We start from the raw sequence: 13,731 nt of genomic DNA on the forward strand, positions 1-13,731 counted from the left end.
CGGGTCCCGCTCATGAGTTCAGCGTCTTGCTGATGGCGTCGGAGGCGTCCTCAGCGGCCTTCCGCCGGTCGCTTCCGGTCAGCACCGCGGTCATGTATTCCTTGATCGGGTTCGTGGCCTCCACGGCGGCCCACTGCGGGGAGTTGGGTGTGGCGCGCCCTCGTGCGGCCGCCGCGGCCATGGCGGCGGTGCCCTCGTCGTCCTGCAGGGCATCGGCGAGCGACGTCCGGTTGGGTACGTAGCTCATGGTCCTGGCCAGGTCCCGCTGCCACTTCTCCCCCGCGAGCGACTTGACCACTTGGTAGGCCGCGTCGGGGTGGGCGGACGCGGCCGGAATGATCAGATCCGAACCGCCGGTGAAGGTCGCTCCCGGCGTGCCCGCCGTACGGCCGGGGATCGGGAAGAAGCCGAGCTTGCCCGCGAGGGCCGGGTTGGCCTGTTCCACGATCTTGGCTCCGCCGGGAACGGCGATGATCTGGGCGACGTCGCTCTTGGCGAACACGTCCGCCTGCGGCGGCTTGGCCTCGTCGGAATCCTTGGGGCCCTTGCCCAGCCCTTGGAGCCGCCGGTAGAAGTCCATGCCCCGGGAGGCCTCCGGGCTGTCGAGTGAACCCTGCCACCGGTCGCCGCTCTTCTCCGCGAGTTCTCCTCCCTCCTCCCAGATGAAGCCGGCGAGGGTGTACCAGTTCTGGCCGGGCAGGTAGATGCCCTGCGTCTTGCCCCGGTTCAGCTTCTCGGTGATCCGCAGCCACTCGTCGCGGGTTCTGGGCGGGGAGGTGATCCCGGCCTTGGCGAAGAGGTCCTTGCGGTAGATCACGACGCGGTTGGCCGCGTACCAGGGGACGCCGTACTGCTTGCCGCCGACCCTCCCCGGCTCGGCGAGGCCGGGGAGCCAGTCGGAGCCCCGCAGTTCCCCGACCTTGTCGCTCAGATCGAGGACACCGCCGCTCTGCGCGTACTGCGCGACCTGGGTGTTGCCCACCTCGATCACGTCGGGGGCGTCCTTGCTCGCGAGGGCGGCGGTGATCTTCTCACCGATTCCGTCCCACTCCTGTATCTGGATGTCCAGGACGGTGTCCTCGTGCTGCCGCTCGAAGTCCTTCTCGAACCGATGGAGATACGCGTCGGAAACGCTGTCCTTCATGATCCATACGGTCAGCGCGCCGGAGCCGCCCGCCTGGTCGGAGCCGGACGAGGCGCCGCTGCAGGCGGTGAGCACACAGGCGGCCGCAAGTGCCGCAACAGCGGGGATGAAGCGGATCTTCACTGGATTCACCTCGCGGGAGAGTTGACCAGTTGACCAACTGGTCAATGATGTGGTTCGAAGGTGGCATAGACCAATAGAGGCGTCAACCCCCTTGGTAATCAAGGCCTCTTCGCTGATTTGGCGGACGGTGGTCGCCTGAACTACCGTTTACCACCAGACCAGTTGTGGGTAGCGAGGCAGAGAGGTCGCAGACATGGAGAGCAGCTCCTCAGGTGCCGTACTCAAGCGGGAGCGGGTCCGGGAGTTCCTCCTCGGTCTGATCGAGGTACGCAGCCCCGGCGACGCCATCCCCTCCGAACGCACACTCAGCACCGAACTGGGCGTCTCCCGCCCGACCCTGCGCGCCGCGGTCGACGAACTCGTCGCCACCGGGCAGCTCGTACGCGAACACGGCCGTGGCATGTTCGTCGCCCCCGCCAAGATCACCCAGGAACTCGTCTCCGGCGACGCCACCTTCTCCGTGCCCCGGGCCGGCGGCACCTGGTCCAGCAGGCTGCTGCGGCTGGACACCATCCGTGCGGGCGCCCGCATCGGCCGCAAGCTGCGCGTCTCACCGGCCGCGGGGGTCATCTACATCGCCCGGCTGCGGCTGGTCGACGGAACGCCGATCGCCATAGAGCACCTGCACATCCCCGCCGACCTGGTGCCCTCCCTCAATCCGCAGGAACTGGAGGCAGGAGACCTCTACGACCACCTGCGCGAACACCATCAAATCCATGTCGACCAGGCGGTGCAGTCCATCGAGCCGACGGTCGTCAACGAGGCCGAAGCCGGCGTGCTCGACGTTCCGGTCCTCTCGCCCGCCCTGCTCATCGAACGCCTCACCACCGACACCGCCGGCCACCCGGTCGAGTATGTCCACTCGGTCTACCGGGGCGACCGCTACCGGATCGTCTCCCGGCTGGCCCTGGGCGCCACTGCCCCGCACTCACGTCCCGAGAGCCATCACCCGGGCATCCCCCCGGGCGACTTCGCGCACGGGGACATCATCACCTCGTCGACGACGGGAGACGCCCGTTGACCGGACCGACCCACCGGCAGCGACCACCGCGGGCTGCCGGCCGGCGGACCACCCCCGGGCCGCGCCCCCCGCAACGGCAGAACCGGTCGCGCCGGCCCTTTGACCTGCCGCCCGGAGTTGGCCGAGGCTCCCCCGACCGCGTCGCGGCGGGTGGGTACGGGATCACATGCCGGACATCGGCGAGGATCGGCGTATGCACAACCCGTCCGCCGGCTCCCCCGCCCGCACGCCGGCCCCGCGGGCCGCGGTCCTGGCCGCGGTCCCGCTCGCCGTCGCCTCCCTGGTGCTCCTGCTGCTGGTCGCGGCCTCCTGGCAGCCGCTGCTCGACCTCGACGGCGACATCTCACGCACCGCACACCGCCGGGCGGTCGAGGACGCGGGCACCACTCGGGCCTTCCGGGTGCTGACCGACTGGGTGTGGGATCCGACGACGATGCGCATCCTGTGCGTGGCCGTGATCCTGTGGCTGGTACTGAGGCACTCCGCCTGGCGCACGGCCCTGTGGCTGGCGGCCACCTGCGCGGCGGGCACCCTGCTGCAACAGAGCGTCAAGACGGCCGTGGACCGCCGCCGGCCGGTGTGGCCCGACCCCGTGGACTCCGCCCACTACTCCGCCTTCCCCTCCGGCCACGCCCTCACGGCCACCTTGGTGTGCGGGCTGCTGCTGTGGCTGCTGCACCGGTACGGAGCCGGGCGCGCCCTGTGGTGGGCCGGGTTCGTCCTCGCTGTGATCTCCGTCGCAGGCGTCGGGCTCACGCGCGTCTGGCTGGGCGTCCACTGGCCCTCGGACGTCCTGGCCGGCTGGCTCCTCGGGGGGCTCCTGGTCGCGCTCGGGGTACTCGCGCATCACCGCTGGGTGGAGCCGGCCGGGCCCGAACCCCTAGGGCCGCCCCCGGGCCCAACGGCCGGGCGGCCCTGACCCCTTCGGAGGGCCGGGCGGTCTTGACCCCCGCGACACGGACCCGAAAGATCGACTCCCATGGCGATCAAAGGTGCGCTCTTCGACTTCTCCGGAACCCTCTTCCGTATCGAATCCACCGAGTCCTGGCTGCGGGCGGTGCTGGCGGACGCGGAGATCTCCCTGCCCGACGCCGAGGTGGCCGCAACGGCGCGGGAGCTCGACTCGGTGGGCGCGCTGCCGGGCGGGGGCTCCGCGATACGGCCGGTCCCGGACGACCTCGCCGAGGTGTGGGCGGACCGGGACCGCAGCGCCGAACTGCACCGGGCCGCGTACACCGGCGTCTGCCGTCAGGTTCCGCTGCCCGATCCCCGGTTGTACGACGCCCTGTACGACCGGCACCGCACGCCGGCGGCCTGGACGGCCTACCCCGACGCCCGTGAGGTGCTGGCGGGGCTGCGTGAGCGGGGCGTCGCCGTGGGCGTGGTCAGCAACATCGGCTGGGACCTGCGGCCGGTCTTCCGCGAGCACGGCCTGGACGCGTACGTCGACGCGTACGCGCTGTCGTACGAGCACGGCATCCAGAAGCCGGACGCGCGGCTGTTCGCGACGGCGTGCGGTGTGCTCGGGATCGCCCCGCAGGACACGGTGATGGTCGGGGACGACCGACGGGCCGACGGCGGCGCCGCGGCGCTGGGCTGCCGGGTGCACTTCGTGGACCACCTGCCGGTGGCCCACCGCCCGGCCGGACTGCGTCCGGTGCTCGACCTGCTCGACTGACCGGCGGCGCGGGCGGCCCGGCCGGCTGACCGGCGCCCGGACGGCTCAGTTCTGATAGCCCTCGACCTGCGAGGAAGGTCGCGCCTGCGCGTCGTCCGGGTTCTCTCCGAACTCGGTCTTCGCGCGGCGCTGGCGCAGCAGGTCCCAGCAGCGGTCGAGCTCGCGTTCCAGCTCTTCCAGCCGCTGGTTCTCCGTGGCGCTGTCTATCTGTCCGGAGGCGAGGGCGTCACGCAGGCGCCGCTCGTCGTCCACCATCGTCGTGATCCTGGCCAGGATCTCTTCCTGATCCATGTCCGTATCGCCTCCTCGGCCCCCGTGCCCACTGTAGGGACGGTTCGCCGGCGCTGCGACAGGTGGCCGCGCGCGTCCGCCCTGGACGATCCCCCGCGTCGCCCAGGGCGGACGGCAGCCCGGACGGGACCCACGAGGGGTCTTGGCCGGACGCGTTGAGTATAGTTGGCTGGCAGCCAGTCAACGCAGGAGTTACAGCATGTCCCCGCGAAGCGCCTCGGTCAATGAAGAGTTGCGGCGGCGTTCCCGGGAGCGGCTCCTGCAGGCGGCCGTGGAACTGGTCCGCGAGCGTGGATACGACGCGACGACGCTCGGCGACATCGCGGACCGCGCGGGTTCGGCGCGGGGCCTGGTGTCGTACTACTTCCCGGGCAAGAGGCAGCTCCTCCAGTCCGCGGTGCACCGGCTGATGCACCGCACGCTGGAGGAGGCGCTGGAGCGGGAACCGCGCACCGAGGACGGGCGGGAGCGGATGGCCCGGGCGATCGACGCCGTCCTGGGCCTCACCCGGGACCACCCCGTCCTCATGCGGCAGCACATGGCGGGGATCCTCCAGGCCGAGGGCTTCGTGCAGTGCCCGGAGCAGCAGCGTCTCGCCGAGCTGCTGCGGGAGACGGTCGCCCGTCACGGCCCGCCGGACGCCGCCTCCGACTATCCGATGCTGCGGGCGCTGCTGATGGGCGCGGTGTTCGCGGCGCTGGTGCCGGGTGTCCCGATGCCGGTACCGGTCCTGCGGGCCGAGCTGTTCAAGCGCTACGGCCTGGACCGGACGATGGGCATCCCGCCGGAGGCCGAGGCATCCGGCGGGATCGGCGACGAGGACCTGTCACGGTTCTTCGCGACGGAGAGCCGCGACTCGTCCGGGCCGTCAGGTCAGTCGAAGTAGTCCGGCTGCGTCTGGACGTTGAGCTCGTCGAGCCGGATCCGCTTGGCCGGGTCCGTCCGCCGGTCGCTGAGCTTCAGCACGTCGAAGCCCTTGGCGATGTCGTTCGAGTAGATGTAGCCGTTGTAGTAGTACGCGGACCAGGAACCGCCGGTCGCGAGGGTGGTGGTGGACAGCGGGCCGCGCTCGAAGTAGGCGATCTCCTTCGGGTTCGCGGAGTCCGTGAAGTCCCAGACGGAGACGCCGCCCTGGTACCAGGCCTGGACCATGAGGTCCTTGCCCTTGACCGGGATGAGCGAGCCGTTGTGTGCCACGCAGTTCTCGGTGTCGGCCTGGTGGCGGGGGATCTTGTAGTAGCCCTTGAAGACGAGCTTGCGGTGGTCGCCCCGGCCGACGATGTCGTAGATGCCGTCGGCACCCCGGTTCGGGCCGATGGCCGCGTTGCAGGTGGCCGCGCCGCCGCCGCCCAGTTCGTCGGTGAAGACGACCTTGTCGGCCTTCTGGTTGAAGGTCGCCGAGTGCCAGAACGCGAAGTTCACGTTGTCCTGGACCTGGTCGATGACCTTCGGGTTCTCCGGGTCCTCGATGGAGAAGAGGATGCCGTCGCCCATGCAGGCGCCGGCCGCGAGGTCCTTGGAGGGCAGCACGGTGATGTCGTGGCAGCCGGTGGTCTTCGAGACGCCCGGGTTGGTGGGCGCGCCCGGGTTGCCGCCGCCGTCGGGTCCCTCACCGGGGAACAGGACGGGGAAGTTGACCACGGCGGCCTTCTCGGGGGCCTTGCGCGGCACCTTGATCACCGTGATGCCGTCGTGCGGAGGCTGGCAGTCGGGGAAGGCCGCGTTCGGCGAGTACGAGGAGACGTAGATGTAGACGTTCCTGCGCTCGGGCACCAGGGTGTGGGTGTGCGAGCCGCAGGCGGTCTCGACGGCGGCGACGTACTTCGGGTTGGCCTTGTCGCTGATGTCGAAGACCTTCATGCCCTCCCACGAGGACTTCTCGGTCGCCGGCTGCGTGGTGCTGTTGCAGGAGTTGTCGCTGCGCGAGGAGTCCGTCGACAGGAACAGCAGGTCCCCGGAGACGGTGATGTCGTTCTGCGAGCCGGGGCAGAGCACCTGCGCGACCGTCCTGGGCGCCCTGGGGTTCCGGATGTCGAAGATGCGGAAGCCGTCGTAGTTGCCGGCGAACGCATAGTGGCCCTGGAACGCCAGGTCCGAATTGGTTCCGGCGAGGGTTTCCTTGGGGATGTTGACGAGATGCTCGATGTTGTCGGAGTGGACGATCTCGTCCTGTCCGGGTATCTCACCGGCTGCGATGTCCGCCTTGACCTCGGCGGCCTCGCTGCTGGAGACCTTCTTCTGCGCGGCGGGGCCGTCCCCGGGGTCGGGGGTCGCGGCCGCCGGGCCGGCCGTGAGCAGCGCGGCCAGGAGTCCGGCCGCGGACGCCGCAACTCCAAGGCGTCTGCGCCGCGTTCGGGGATTGTTCAACAGGGTCACTGTGCCCTCCCTAGTCGCCGTTCGGGTTCGAACGGCACGGACCCCCGCAGTATCGTCTTCATCATGCACAGATCAACAGATGGCAACGGACCCTTAACAAAAGTTCCTGATCACCCAGATGCTCAAGCGTGCTAGGACGGACCTCGACACCCGAGAGGTGTCCGTCAATGCCCGGGCCACAGGAGGTCGTTGTGCTCGTTCGCCGTAGGTCCCGCGCATTGCTGGTCAGGGCGTCGCTGGCGGCTGCCGTACTCGTCCTAGCGGGCTGTGACGCGGACTCACCGGATTCCGCCGCCAAGTCACCTGCGGGGACGGGCCCTTCGGTGATCGCCCCGGGAAAACCCGGGGAGGCCGCCGAAACCCTCTCCGCCGAGGACGCGCGCAAGCAGAACTCCGGCGACGGCGCCCCCAATTCGGCGGACATCTCCTACGCGCGCATGATGATCGAGCACCACACCCAGGCCCTGGAGATGACGGGACTCGCGCCCGAGCGGGCGGCGTCCGGCAGGGTGCGGCGGCTCGCCGAGCGGATCACGGCCGCGCAGCAACCGGAGATCGCGGTCATGAAGAGCTGGCTGAAGAAACACGGCGGGGCACGGAAGAGCCCGGAGCACCAGCACGGGGCCATGCCGGGCATGGCGACCGAGGCACAGCTGAAGAAGTTGCGGGCGGCACGCGGGAAGACGTTCGACGAACTCTTCCTCAAGCTGATGATCACCCATCACGACGGGGCGATCACGATGGCCACCGACGTGAAGGCGCAGGGCAACAACGTCCAGATCGAGGAGATGGCGGACGACGTGATCGCGCAGCAGACGAGCGAGATCAGCCGGATGCGCGACATGTGACTCGGCACCGGCGCGCGGGGCGGCGTCGGTCACCCGGGCAGCGTCGGTCACCGGGTGGCGCGGGTCGGCTCAGCGGCGCGCGTGCCGCGGCGACAGGAATCCCGCGTCACGGGCGCCGGCGATCAGCCGCAGTGCGCGTCGGCGACTGTGTCCGGTCGCGCACATGACCGCGAGAACCGGGTCCGCGCCGGCCTCCTGGGCCGCGCGGTACTCCTCCGCGATCAGACGCCGGCCCTCCGTGCCGCGCGGCCAGGGGGGCCGGGCGCGACGCGGGGACCGCGGGCAGCCGTCGGACGCCCCGGCACCGCACGCCTCGTAGAGCGGACCCTCGATCCATTCCGCGAGCGCCGCCAGATCGTCGAGGGACAGCGGCGGGCAGGCCCGCACGTCCTCGACGAAGACGCCCTCCTCGGACACCACCGCGAGGACGTCGATCCGGGCGCCGTCGCCGAAGCCGAGGCGCACGTCGAACCACGACGTCCGGCTCTCGTTTTCCCGCACTTCCCACGCGGGCCGCACGGACACCGCACCATCCGGTCGATCACGATCAGAAAGATTAAGAAAGGATGCTTCCAGCACATACGCAACGTAAGCGCATGATCACATTCAATGCGGATAGGCACGCATGCGGATAGTGAGCTCCGTACGCCGACGGCGCAGCCCCGCCCCCGGGCCGCGCCCCCTCCCGTCGGGCGCCGCCCGGTGCCATGCTGGAGCCACCAGCGATCTCCTGGGACCGTTCGACGTCGCAAGGGAGTTCCGCCGTGCTCAATGTCGCCGTCGTCGGCTCGGGGCCCAGCGGGGTCTACACCGCCCAGAGTCTCGTCCAGCAGAGCGTGCTGCCGGCCGTCCGCGTGGACGTCCTCGACCGGCTGCCCTGCCCCTACGGCCTGGTGCGCTACGGGGTGGCACCCGACCACGAGAAGATCAAGTCCCTGCAGAACAGTCTGCGCACGGTCCTGGAGGACGAGCGCGTCCGGTTCCTCGGCGGGGTCCAGGTCGGACCGGGCGGACTGCCCGCCGACCGGTTGCGCGAGCTCTACCACGCGGTCGTCTACTGCGTCGGCGCCGCCACCGACCGCCACCTCGGCATCCCGGGCGAGGACCTGCCGGGCAGCTGGTCGGCCACCGAGTTCGTGTCCTGGTACAGCGCCCATCCCGACGCCGCAGCAGGCGACTTCGTGGCCGGCGCGCGCCGGGCCGTCGTCATCGGCGTCGGGAACGTCGCCGTCGACGTGACGCGGATACTGGCCCGCGGCACCGCCGAGCTGAGCACCACGGACATACCCGACGCGGCGCTCAGGGCCCTGGCCGCCAGCGAGATCACGGAGATCGGCATGGTGGGCCGGCGCGGCCCCTCCCAGGCCCGTTTCACCACCAAGGAGCTGCGCGAGCTGGGTGCGCTGCCCGACGTGGACGTGCTCGTCGATCCGCGGGAGCTGGCCCTGGACCCCGGGTACGCCGACCCCTCGGAGCTGCCTGCCGTGAACCGCCGCAACGTCGAGGTGATGCGGGGCTGGGCCGCCGCGCCGCCCGCGACCCGATCGCGGAGGATCCGGCTGCGCTTCTTCCTGCGCCCGGTGGAACTCCTCGCCGTCGGCGGGCGGGTGGGCGCCGTGCGGTTCGAGCGGACGGCGCCGGACGGGCAGGGCGGGGTGACGGGCACGGGCCGGTACGAGAACATCGAGGCGCAGTTGGTGCTGCGCTCGGTGGGCTACCGCGGAGTACCCCTGGAGGGGCTGCCGTTCGACGCGTCGCGCGGCACGGTGCCGCACCTGGCGGGCCGGGTCCTGCGGGACGGCGCCGTCGCTCCCGGCGAGTACGTGGCGGGCTGGATCAAGCGGGGCCCGACCGGCGTCATCGGCACCAACCGCCCCTGCGCCAAGGAGACGGTGACCTCGCTGCTGGAGGACGCGCCGCTGCTCGTACGGCGGAACGTGCCAGGGGATCCGCTCGCGGCGCTGCGGGCGGCCGGGCCGGCCCCGGTGGAGTGGACCGGGTGGCAGGCGATCGAACGCGCCGAGGCGGAGCTGGGTGCGTCCCTCGGGCGGGGTGTCGTCAAGCTCCCCGACTGGGCGTCGCTGCTGGCGGCCGCCCGGGCGGCGGGTTCCTAGAGCCTGTCCGGCGATTCCCGTCGTCGCCGCGAGGCAGACGGGATCTTCAGATGGGTCCTGGCCCTGGTGGGACGGCCGGGGCGCCGCCGCCTTGGCGGGCCCCGGGGCGCCGCGGCGCGGTCCTCAGCGCTCGCCCAGCCGGTCCGCCTGCCGGGCGGCCGCGGCGAGGACACTGTCCAGGAGGCCGGGGAACAGCACGTCCAGATCGTCCTGGCGCAGTTCGTTCATCTTGGCCGTGCCCCGGTACACCTGGCGGATCACTCCGCTCTCCCGCAGCACCCGGAAGTGGTGGGTGGTCGTGGACTTGGTGACCGGCAGGTCGAAGCGCGAACAGGAGAGCTCGCCGCCGTCGGCGGCGAGCTCGCGCACGACCCGGAGCCGCATCGGGTCGGACAGCGCGTGCAGCACGCTCTCCAGCCGGATCTCCTCGTTCGCGGGATGCGGGAGGTCGCGGCTGCTGCCTGCGGGGGCGGCGGTGGTCACGGGTGCTCCAGTTCGTCGGGGCGGGGCGCACGTCCGGCGACGTCCGCGGAGTGCGACCCACCGGGCCCCCATGGTACGAGGCCTCTCGTAGTTTGACATCTCCCGTACTACGATGCTTATCGTACGAGCTGTATCTGCCTCCGCGACGAATGGAGTCCGCCGTGAGCGCGCTCTTCGAGCCCTTCACCCTGCGCGATCTGACCATCCCGAACCGGGTGTGGATGCCCCCGATGTGCCAGTACTCGGCCGCGCCCGACGGTCCCGACGCGGGCGCGCCGAACGACTGGCACTTCTCCCACTACGCCGCTCGCGCGGCCGGCGGTACGGGCCTGATCGTCGTCGAGGCGACGGCCGTCTCCCCCGAGGGCCGGATCAGCCCGTACGACCTCGGCATCTGGAACGACACGCAGACCGACGCCTTCCGCCGGATCACGCGGTTCCTCACCGCGCAGGGCACCGTACCCGCAATCCAGCTCGCGCACAGCGGCCGCAAGGCGTCCACCGACCGCCCCTGGAAGGGCGGCGCGCCGGTCGGCGCCGACGCCCACGGCTGGCAGCCTCTCGCGCCGAGCGCGTTCGCCTTCGACGAGAGGCATCCCGTTCCCACCGAGCTGACCGTCCCCCGGATCCACGAGATCACCGGGCAGTTCGCCGACGCGGCCCGGCGCGCCCTCGCCGCCGGCTTCGAGATCGCCGAGATCCACGGCGCCCACGGTTACCTGATCAACGAGTTCCTCTCCCCGCACTCCAACCACCGCACCGACGCCTACGGCGGCTCGTACGAGAACCGCACCCGGTTCGCGCTGGAGGTCGTGGACGCCGTGCGCGAGGTGTGGCCGGACGACAAGCCGCTGTTCTTCCGCATCTCCGCGACGGACTGGCTCGAGGACGGCGGCTGGACCGCGGACGACACCGTGCGCTTCGCTACGCAGTTGCACGAGCACGGCGTGGACCTCCTCGACGTGTCGACCGGCGGCAACGCCTCCGGCGTGCGCATCCCGGTCGGTCCGGGCTACCAGGTGCCCTTCGCCGCCCGGGTGAAGACGGAGACGCCGATGCCGGTCGCCGCCGTCGGTCTCATCACCGGCACCGAGCAGGCCGAGAAGATCGTCGCCAACGGCGAGGCCGACGCGGTGCTGCTGGGCCGCGAGCTGCTGCGCAATCCGTCCTTCACCCGCCTCGCGGCCCGCGAACTCGGCGGCGAGGTGCATGTGCCCGACCAGTACCACCGTTCCGTCTAGACCACCCCGGCGGGCGGTCGCGGCACGCTCGGGTGGCCTCGATGGACTCGGCGGCCTGCCCCGGTGGCCACGACGTCCGCGCGGATGAGCCGTTTCTGCGGCGGTGGATTTGCAGGGGGGCGGCGGTTGCGGGGGGCAGGCCCGATGGCGAGGGGGCTGCGGGCGGGGGCGCGGAGTCAGCTCGTCTTGCGGCCCCACAGGGGGCCGAACCGCTGCCACTCCAGGTCCCACTGCTCCATGCGCCGCAGCTCCAGCCGCCCGCGCACCAGACGGCCGGCCGCGAAGGGCACGCTCGCCGCCCCCGCCCCGACGAGGAAGCCCACCATGGAGGCCCGCAGCCGCGCCTGGGACGCGGAGACGGGCTGGGCGACCAGCCGGCCGGCGCGGTCCGTCCACACGGTGACCGCAGTGCCGGCCGCGCTGCCGGACTCGACCCGGGCCTGTCCGGTGTGCGCGGCGCCGTCGGGCGCCGTCCAGCGCACCCTTCCCCACACCCGGTCGGCGCCGTAGGAGGTGGCGGCGGACCTCAGCCGTGGCGCGTCCTGAGTGACCGTCGCTGTGACCGGACGCCATTCCACGCGTTCCCGGGCCAGGCCGCTCTCGACGGACCGCGCCGTCGCCAGACCCGTGAACATCCCGCACAGCACGGTGAGGGTCCAGGCGATCAGCAGGACCCATGCCTCGAGGACGTCGCAGGGACGTCGCAACGAGTTGCGTCGCCAGCGCCACAGCCACACCTTCGAACCACGGAATGCCGTCACCGGGGCATCCTCCTCATGGGCTTCGGGACATGCCGGACCGCCCACCCGTACGGGAGCCGACTCGTCGATGCTCATACGGATGCTCCGAGTCGGCGCCCTCATGCCTGTCCGCGCCCCCCTCCTCGGGACGACGGAGGCCCGGGAGGGGCCGCCGTGCGTACGCGTAGCCGACGCGGACCCCGACACCACGCTCTGACCTGCGGGAACGCCGGTCCAGGGGTGACTGTCAGTGCCGGGGTGCAGACTGACCGGTGCTGGGACAACGACGTCGCGGAGGTGGTCGGCATGGCCGACGTACTGCTCACCGTAGGTACACGCAAGGGACTCTTCGTAGGCCGCCGCCGGGGCGGCACCTGGGAGTTCGACGAGAGTCCGTACTTCAACGCGCAGGCTATCTACTCGGTCGCCATCGACACCCGCGGCGAAACGCCCAGGCTGCTCGCCGGAGGGGACAGCGCGCACTGGGGCCCGTCCGTCTTCCACTCGGACGACCTCGGTCGCACCTGGACCGAACCGGCCCAGCCGGCCGTCAAGTTCCCCAAGGACACCGGGGCTTCGCTGGAGCGGGTCTGGCAACTGCACCCGGCGGCCGCCGAGCCGGACGTGGTGTACGCGGGCACGGAGCCCGCCGCGCTGTACCGCTCCGAGGACCGGGGCGAAACCTTCGAACTCGTACGTCCGCTGTGGGAGCACCCGACCCGCTCGAAGTGGGTGCCGGGCGGTGGCGGCGAAGGGCTGCACACCATCCTCACCGACGGACGCGACCCGCGGGCAGTGACGGTCGCCGTGTCGACCGCCGGTGTGTTCCGCACCGCCGACGGGGGCGCGAGCTGGGCGCCGTCCAACTCCGGTGTCTCTGCGGTGTTCCTGCCGGATCCCGACCCGGAGTTCGGCCAGTGCGTGCACAAGGTCGCGCGGGACGCGGTGGACCCGGACCGGCTGTACCTGCAGAACCACTGGGGTGTTTACAGAAGCGACGACTCGGGGGCGCACTGGACGGACATCGGCGCGGGGCTGCCGTCCACATTCGGGTTCGCGGTGGCCGCTCATCCGCGCCGCGGGGACACGGCGTACGTCTTCCCGATCAACGCCGACGCGGACCGGGTACCGGCCGACCGGCGGTGCCGGGTCTTCCGGACCGCGGACGCGGGCACGAACTGGGAGCCCCTCACGGCCGGCCTCCCGGACGGCGACCACTACGGGACCGTGCTGCGCGACGCCCTGTGCACCGACGACGCGGACCCGGCCGGTGTGTACTTCGGCAATCGCAACGGCGAAGTGTTCGCCTCCTCCGACGACGGCGACAGCTGGCGGCAGTTGGCCTCGCATCTGCCGGACGTGCTGTGCGTACGGGCGGCGGTGGTGGACTGACCGGCCGCGGTAGTGGACTGACCGGCGGCGGTAGTGGACTGACCGGCGGCGGTCCGCGAGTCACGGGCGGCCACAGGGCGGAGGCGGTCACCGCTTCCAAGTGACGGACCGTCATGCCAGCGGGGTGAGGGACCGGCACGCGGAGGCGGGGCGGGGCGGGCCGAGCAGGCGGTCCCGTGCCGCGTGCAGGCCGAAGGGCCCTCCCCTGCCGGTCTCCTCGCCCCCGGATCCCTCGCCGGTCGTCTCCGGTCATCCTTCGGCCACCGGTTGATCGCCGCTG

At 71.4% G+C, this 13,731-nt stretch carries 14 protein-coding genes; 8 read left to right on the forward strand and 6 right to left on the reverse strand.

Annotated features, from left to right (window positions below; genetic code table 11):
• Positions 1 to 10 precede the first annotated feature (10 nt).
• On the reverse strand, positions 11 to 1,267 hold the full coding sequence (locus tag ACFYP4_RS16785) for an extracellular solute-binding protein (protein ID WP_358851252.1): 1,257 nt from the start codon (positions 1,265 to 1,267) through the stop codon (positions 11 to 13).
• A gap of 193 nt (positions 1,268 to 1,460) precedes the next feature.
• Here ACFYP4_RS16785 and ACFYP4_RS16790 point away from each other — a divergent pair, with 193 nt between their 5' ends.
• The 3 genes from ACFYP4_RS16790 (at position 1,461) to ACFYP4_RS16800 (ending at position 3,966) form a co-directional block, all read left to right on the forward strand.
• Positions 1,461 to 2,288, forward strand: coding sequence for a GntR family transcriptional regulator (locus tag ACFYP4_RS16790; RefSeq protein WP_388785978.1), 828 nt, complete (start codon positions 1,461 to 1,463; stop codon positions 2,286 to 2,288).
• 193 nt (positions 2,289 to 2,481) lie between these two features.
• The gene (locus ACFYP4_RS16795; protein ID WP_388785980.1) at positions 2,482 to 3,207 is read left to right on the forward strand and encodes a phosphatase PAP2 family protein; all 726 of its coding nucleotides are present in this window, start codon (positions 2,482 to 2,484) and stop codon (positions 3,205 to 3,207) included.
• Positions 3,208 to 3,273: 66 nt separating this feature from the next.
• Positions 3,274 to 3,966, forward strand: a complete 693-nt coding sequence (locus ACFYP4_RS16800) for an HAD-IA family hydrolase (protein WP_358851312.1) — start codon at positions 3,274 to 3,276, stop codon at positions 3,964 to 3,966.
• 45 nt (positions 3,967 to 4,011) lie between these two features.
• On the opposite strand, the gene ACFYP4_RS16805 is transcribed toward ACFYP4_RS16800, so the two are convergent.
• Positions 4,012 to 4,257, reverse strand: a complete 246-nt coding sequence (locus ACFYP4_RS16805) for a DUF2630 family protein (RefSeq protein WP_388785982.1) — start codon at positions 4,255 to 4,257, stop codon at positions 4,012 to 4,014.
• 199 nt (positions 4,258 to 4,456) lie between these two features.
• Between ACFYP4_RS16805 and ACFYP4_RS16810 the strand changes: the two genes are divergently transcribed.
• Entirely contained in the window at positions 4,457 to 5,143 is a 687-nt protein-coding gene (locus ACFYP4_RS16810) for a helix-turn-helix domain-containing protein (protein ID WP_358851248.1), read from the forward strand.
• On the opposite strand, the gene ACFYP4_RS16815 is transcribed toward ACFYP4_RS16810, so the two are convergent.
• A complete protein-coding gene (locus ACFYP4_RS16815; RefSeq protein WP_388785984.1) occupies positions 5,131 to 6,633 on the reverse strand; it encodes an LVIVD repeat-containing protein in 1,503 nt (500 codons plus the stop codon). The genes ACFYP4_RS16810 and ACFYP4_RS16815 overlap by 13 nt on opposite strands.
• A gap of 167 nt (positions 6,634 to 6,800) precedes the next feature.
• Here ACFYP4_RS16815 and ACFYP4_RS16820 point away from each other — a divergent pair, with 167 nt between their 5' ends.
• Positions 6,801 to 7,481: a DUF305 domain-containing protein gene (locus ACFYP4_RS16820; RefSeq protein WP_358851246.1), complete on the forward strand. Its 681-nt coding sequence runs from the start codon at positions 6,801 to 6,803 to the stop codon at positions 7,479 to 7,481.
• A gap of 69 nt (positions 7,482 to 7,550) precedes the next feature.
• Here ACFYP4_RS16820 and ACFYP4_RS16825 read toward each other — a convergent pair whose 3' ends face one another.
• The gene (locus ACFYP4_RS16825) at positions 7,551 to 8,006 is read right to left on the reverse strand and encodes a DUF6214 family protein (protein WP_358851245.1); all 456 of its coding nucleotides are present in this window, start codon (positions 8,004 to 8,006) and stop codon (positions 7,551 to 7,553) included.
• 239 nt (positions 8,007 to 8,245) lie between these two features.
• Between ACFYP4_RS16825 and ACFYP4_RS16830 the strand changes: the two genes are divergently transcribed.
• Positions 8,246 to 9,595: an FAD-dependent oxidoreductase gene (locus ACFYP4_RS16830; RefSeq protein ID WP_358851244.1), complete on the forward strand. Its 1,350-nt coding sequence runs from the start codon at positions 8,246 to 8,248 to the stop codon at positions 9,593 to 9,595.
• Positions 9,596 to 9,718: 123 nt separating this feature from the next.
• On the opposite strand, the gene ACFYP4_RS16835 is transcribed toward ACFYP4_RS16830, so the two are convergent.
• Positions 9,719 to 10,078 (reverse strand): helix-turn-helix transcriptional regulator, encoded by a 360-nt coding sequence (locus tag ACFYP4_RS16835; RefSeq protein ID WP_358851243.1) that lies wholly within the window; start codon positions 10,076 to 10,078, stop codon positions 9,719 to 9,721.
• Between the two features lie 161 nt (positions 10,079 to 10,239).
• On the opposite strand from ACFYP4_RS16835, the gene ACFYP4_RS16840 reads away from it, so the two are divergent.
• Positions 10,240 to 11,319 carry an NADH:flavin oxidoreductase/NADH oxidase gene (locus ACFYP4_RS16840; RefSeq protein WP_388785987.1) on the forward strand — a complete coding sequence of 360 codons (1,080 nt, stop codon included), beginning with the start codon at positions 10,240 to 10,242 and terminating at the stop codon, positions 11,317 to 11,319.
• A gap of 176 nt (positions 11,320 to 11,495) precedes the next feature.
• Here the strand turns inward: ACFYP4_RS16840 and ACFYP4_RS16845 are convergent, their stop codons facing one another.
• A complete protein-coding gene (locus tag ACFYP4_RS16845; protein ID WP_358851241.1) occupies positions 11,496 to 12,080 on the reverse strand; it encodes a hypothetical protein in 585 nt (194 codons plus the stop codon).
• A 285-nt stretch (positions 12,081 to 12,365) separates the two neighbouring features.
• Between ACFYP4_RS16845 and ACFYP4_RS16850 the strand changes: the two genes are divergently transcribed.
• The gene (locus ACFYP4_RS16850) at positions 12,366 to 13,451 is read left to right on the forward strand and encodes a sialidase family protein (RefSeq protein ID WP_358851311.1); all 1,086 of its coding nucleotides are present in this window, start codon (positions 12,366 to 12,368) and stop codon (positions 13,449 to 13,451) included.
• The last annotated feature ends 280 nt before the right edge of the window (positions 13,452 to 13,731 follow it).

It is taken from the genome of Streptomyces sp. NPDC005551 (assembly GCF_042871785.1).
In the GTDB taxonomy this organism is placed as follows: Bacteria; Actinomycetota; Actinomycetes; order Streptomycetales; family Streptomycetaceae; genus Streptomyces.

What these genes read in the sequence shown, in the direction of transcription:
- ACFYP4_RS16790 (WP_388785978.1), top strand. Translation starts at nt 1,461, where the DNA reads ATGGAGAGCAGCTCCTCAGGTGCCGTACTCAAGCGGGAGCGGGTCCGG.
- ACFYP4_RS16795 (WP_388785980.1), top strand. Translation starts at nt 2,482, where the DNA reads ATGCACAACCCGTCCGCCGGCTCCCCCGCCCGCACGCCGGCCCCGCGG.
- ACFYP4_RS16805 (WP_388785982.1), bottom strand. Translation starts at nt 4,257, where the DNA reads ATGGATCAGGAAGAGATCCTGGCCAGGATCACGACGATGGTGGACGAC.
- ACFYP4_RS16810 (WP_358851248.1), top strand. Translation starts at nt 4,457, where the DNA reads ATGTCCCCGCGAAGCGCCTCGGTCAATGAAGAGTTGCGGCGGCGTTCC.
- ACFYP4_RS16820 (WP_358851246.1), top strand. Translation starts at nt 6,801, where the DNA reads ATGCCCGGGCCACAGGAGGTCGTTGTGCTCGTTCGCCGTAGGTCCCGC.
- ACFYP4_RS16850 (WP_358851311.1), top strand. Translation starts at nt 12,366, where the DNA reads ATGGCCGACGTACTGCTCACCGTAGGTACACGCAAGGGACTCTTCGTA.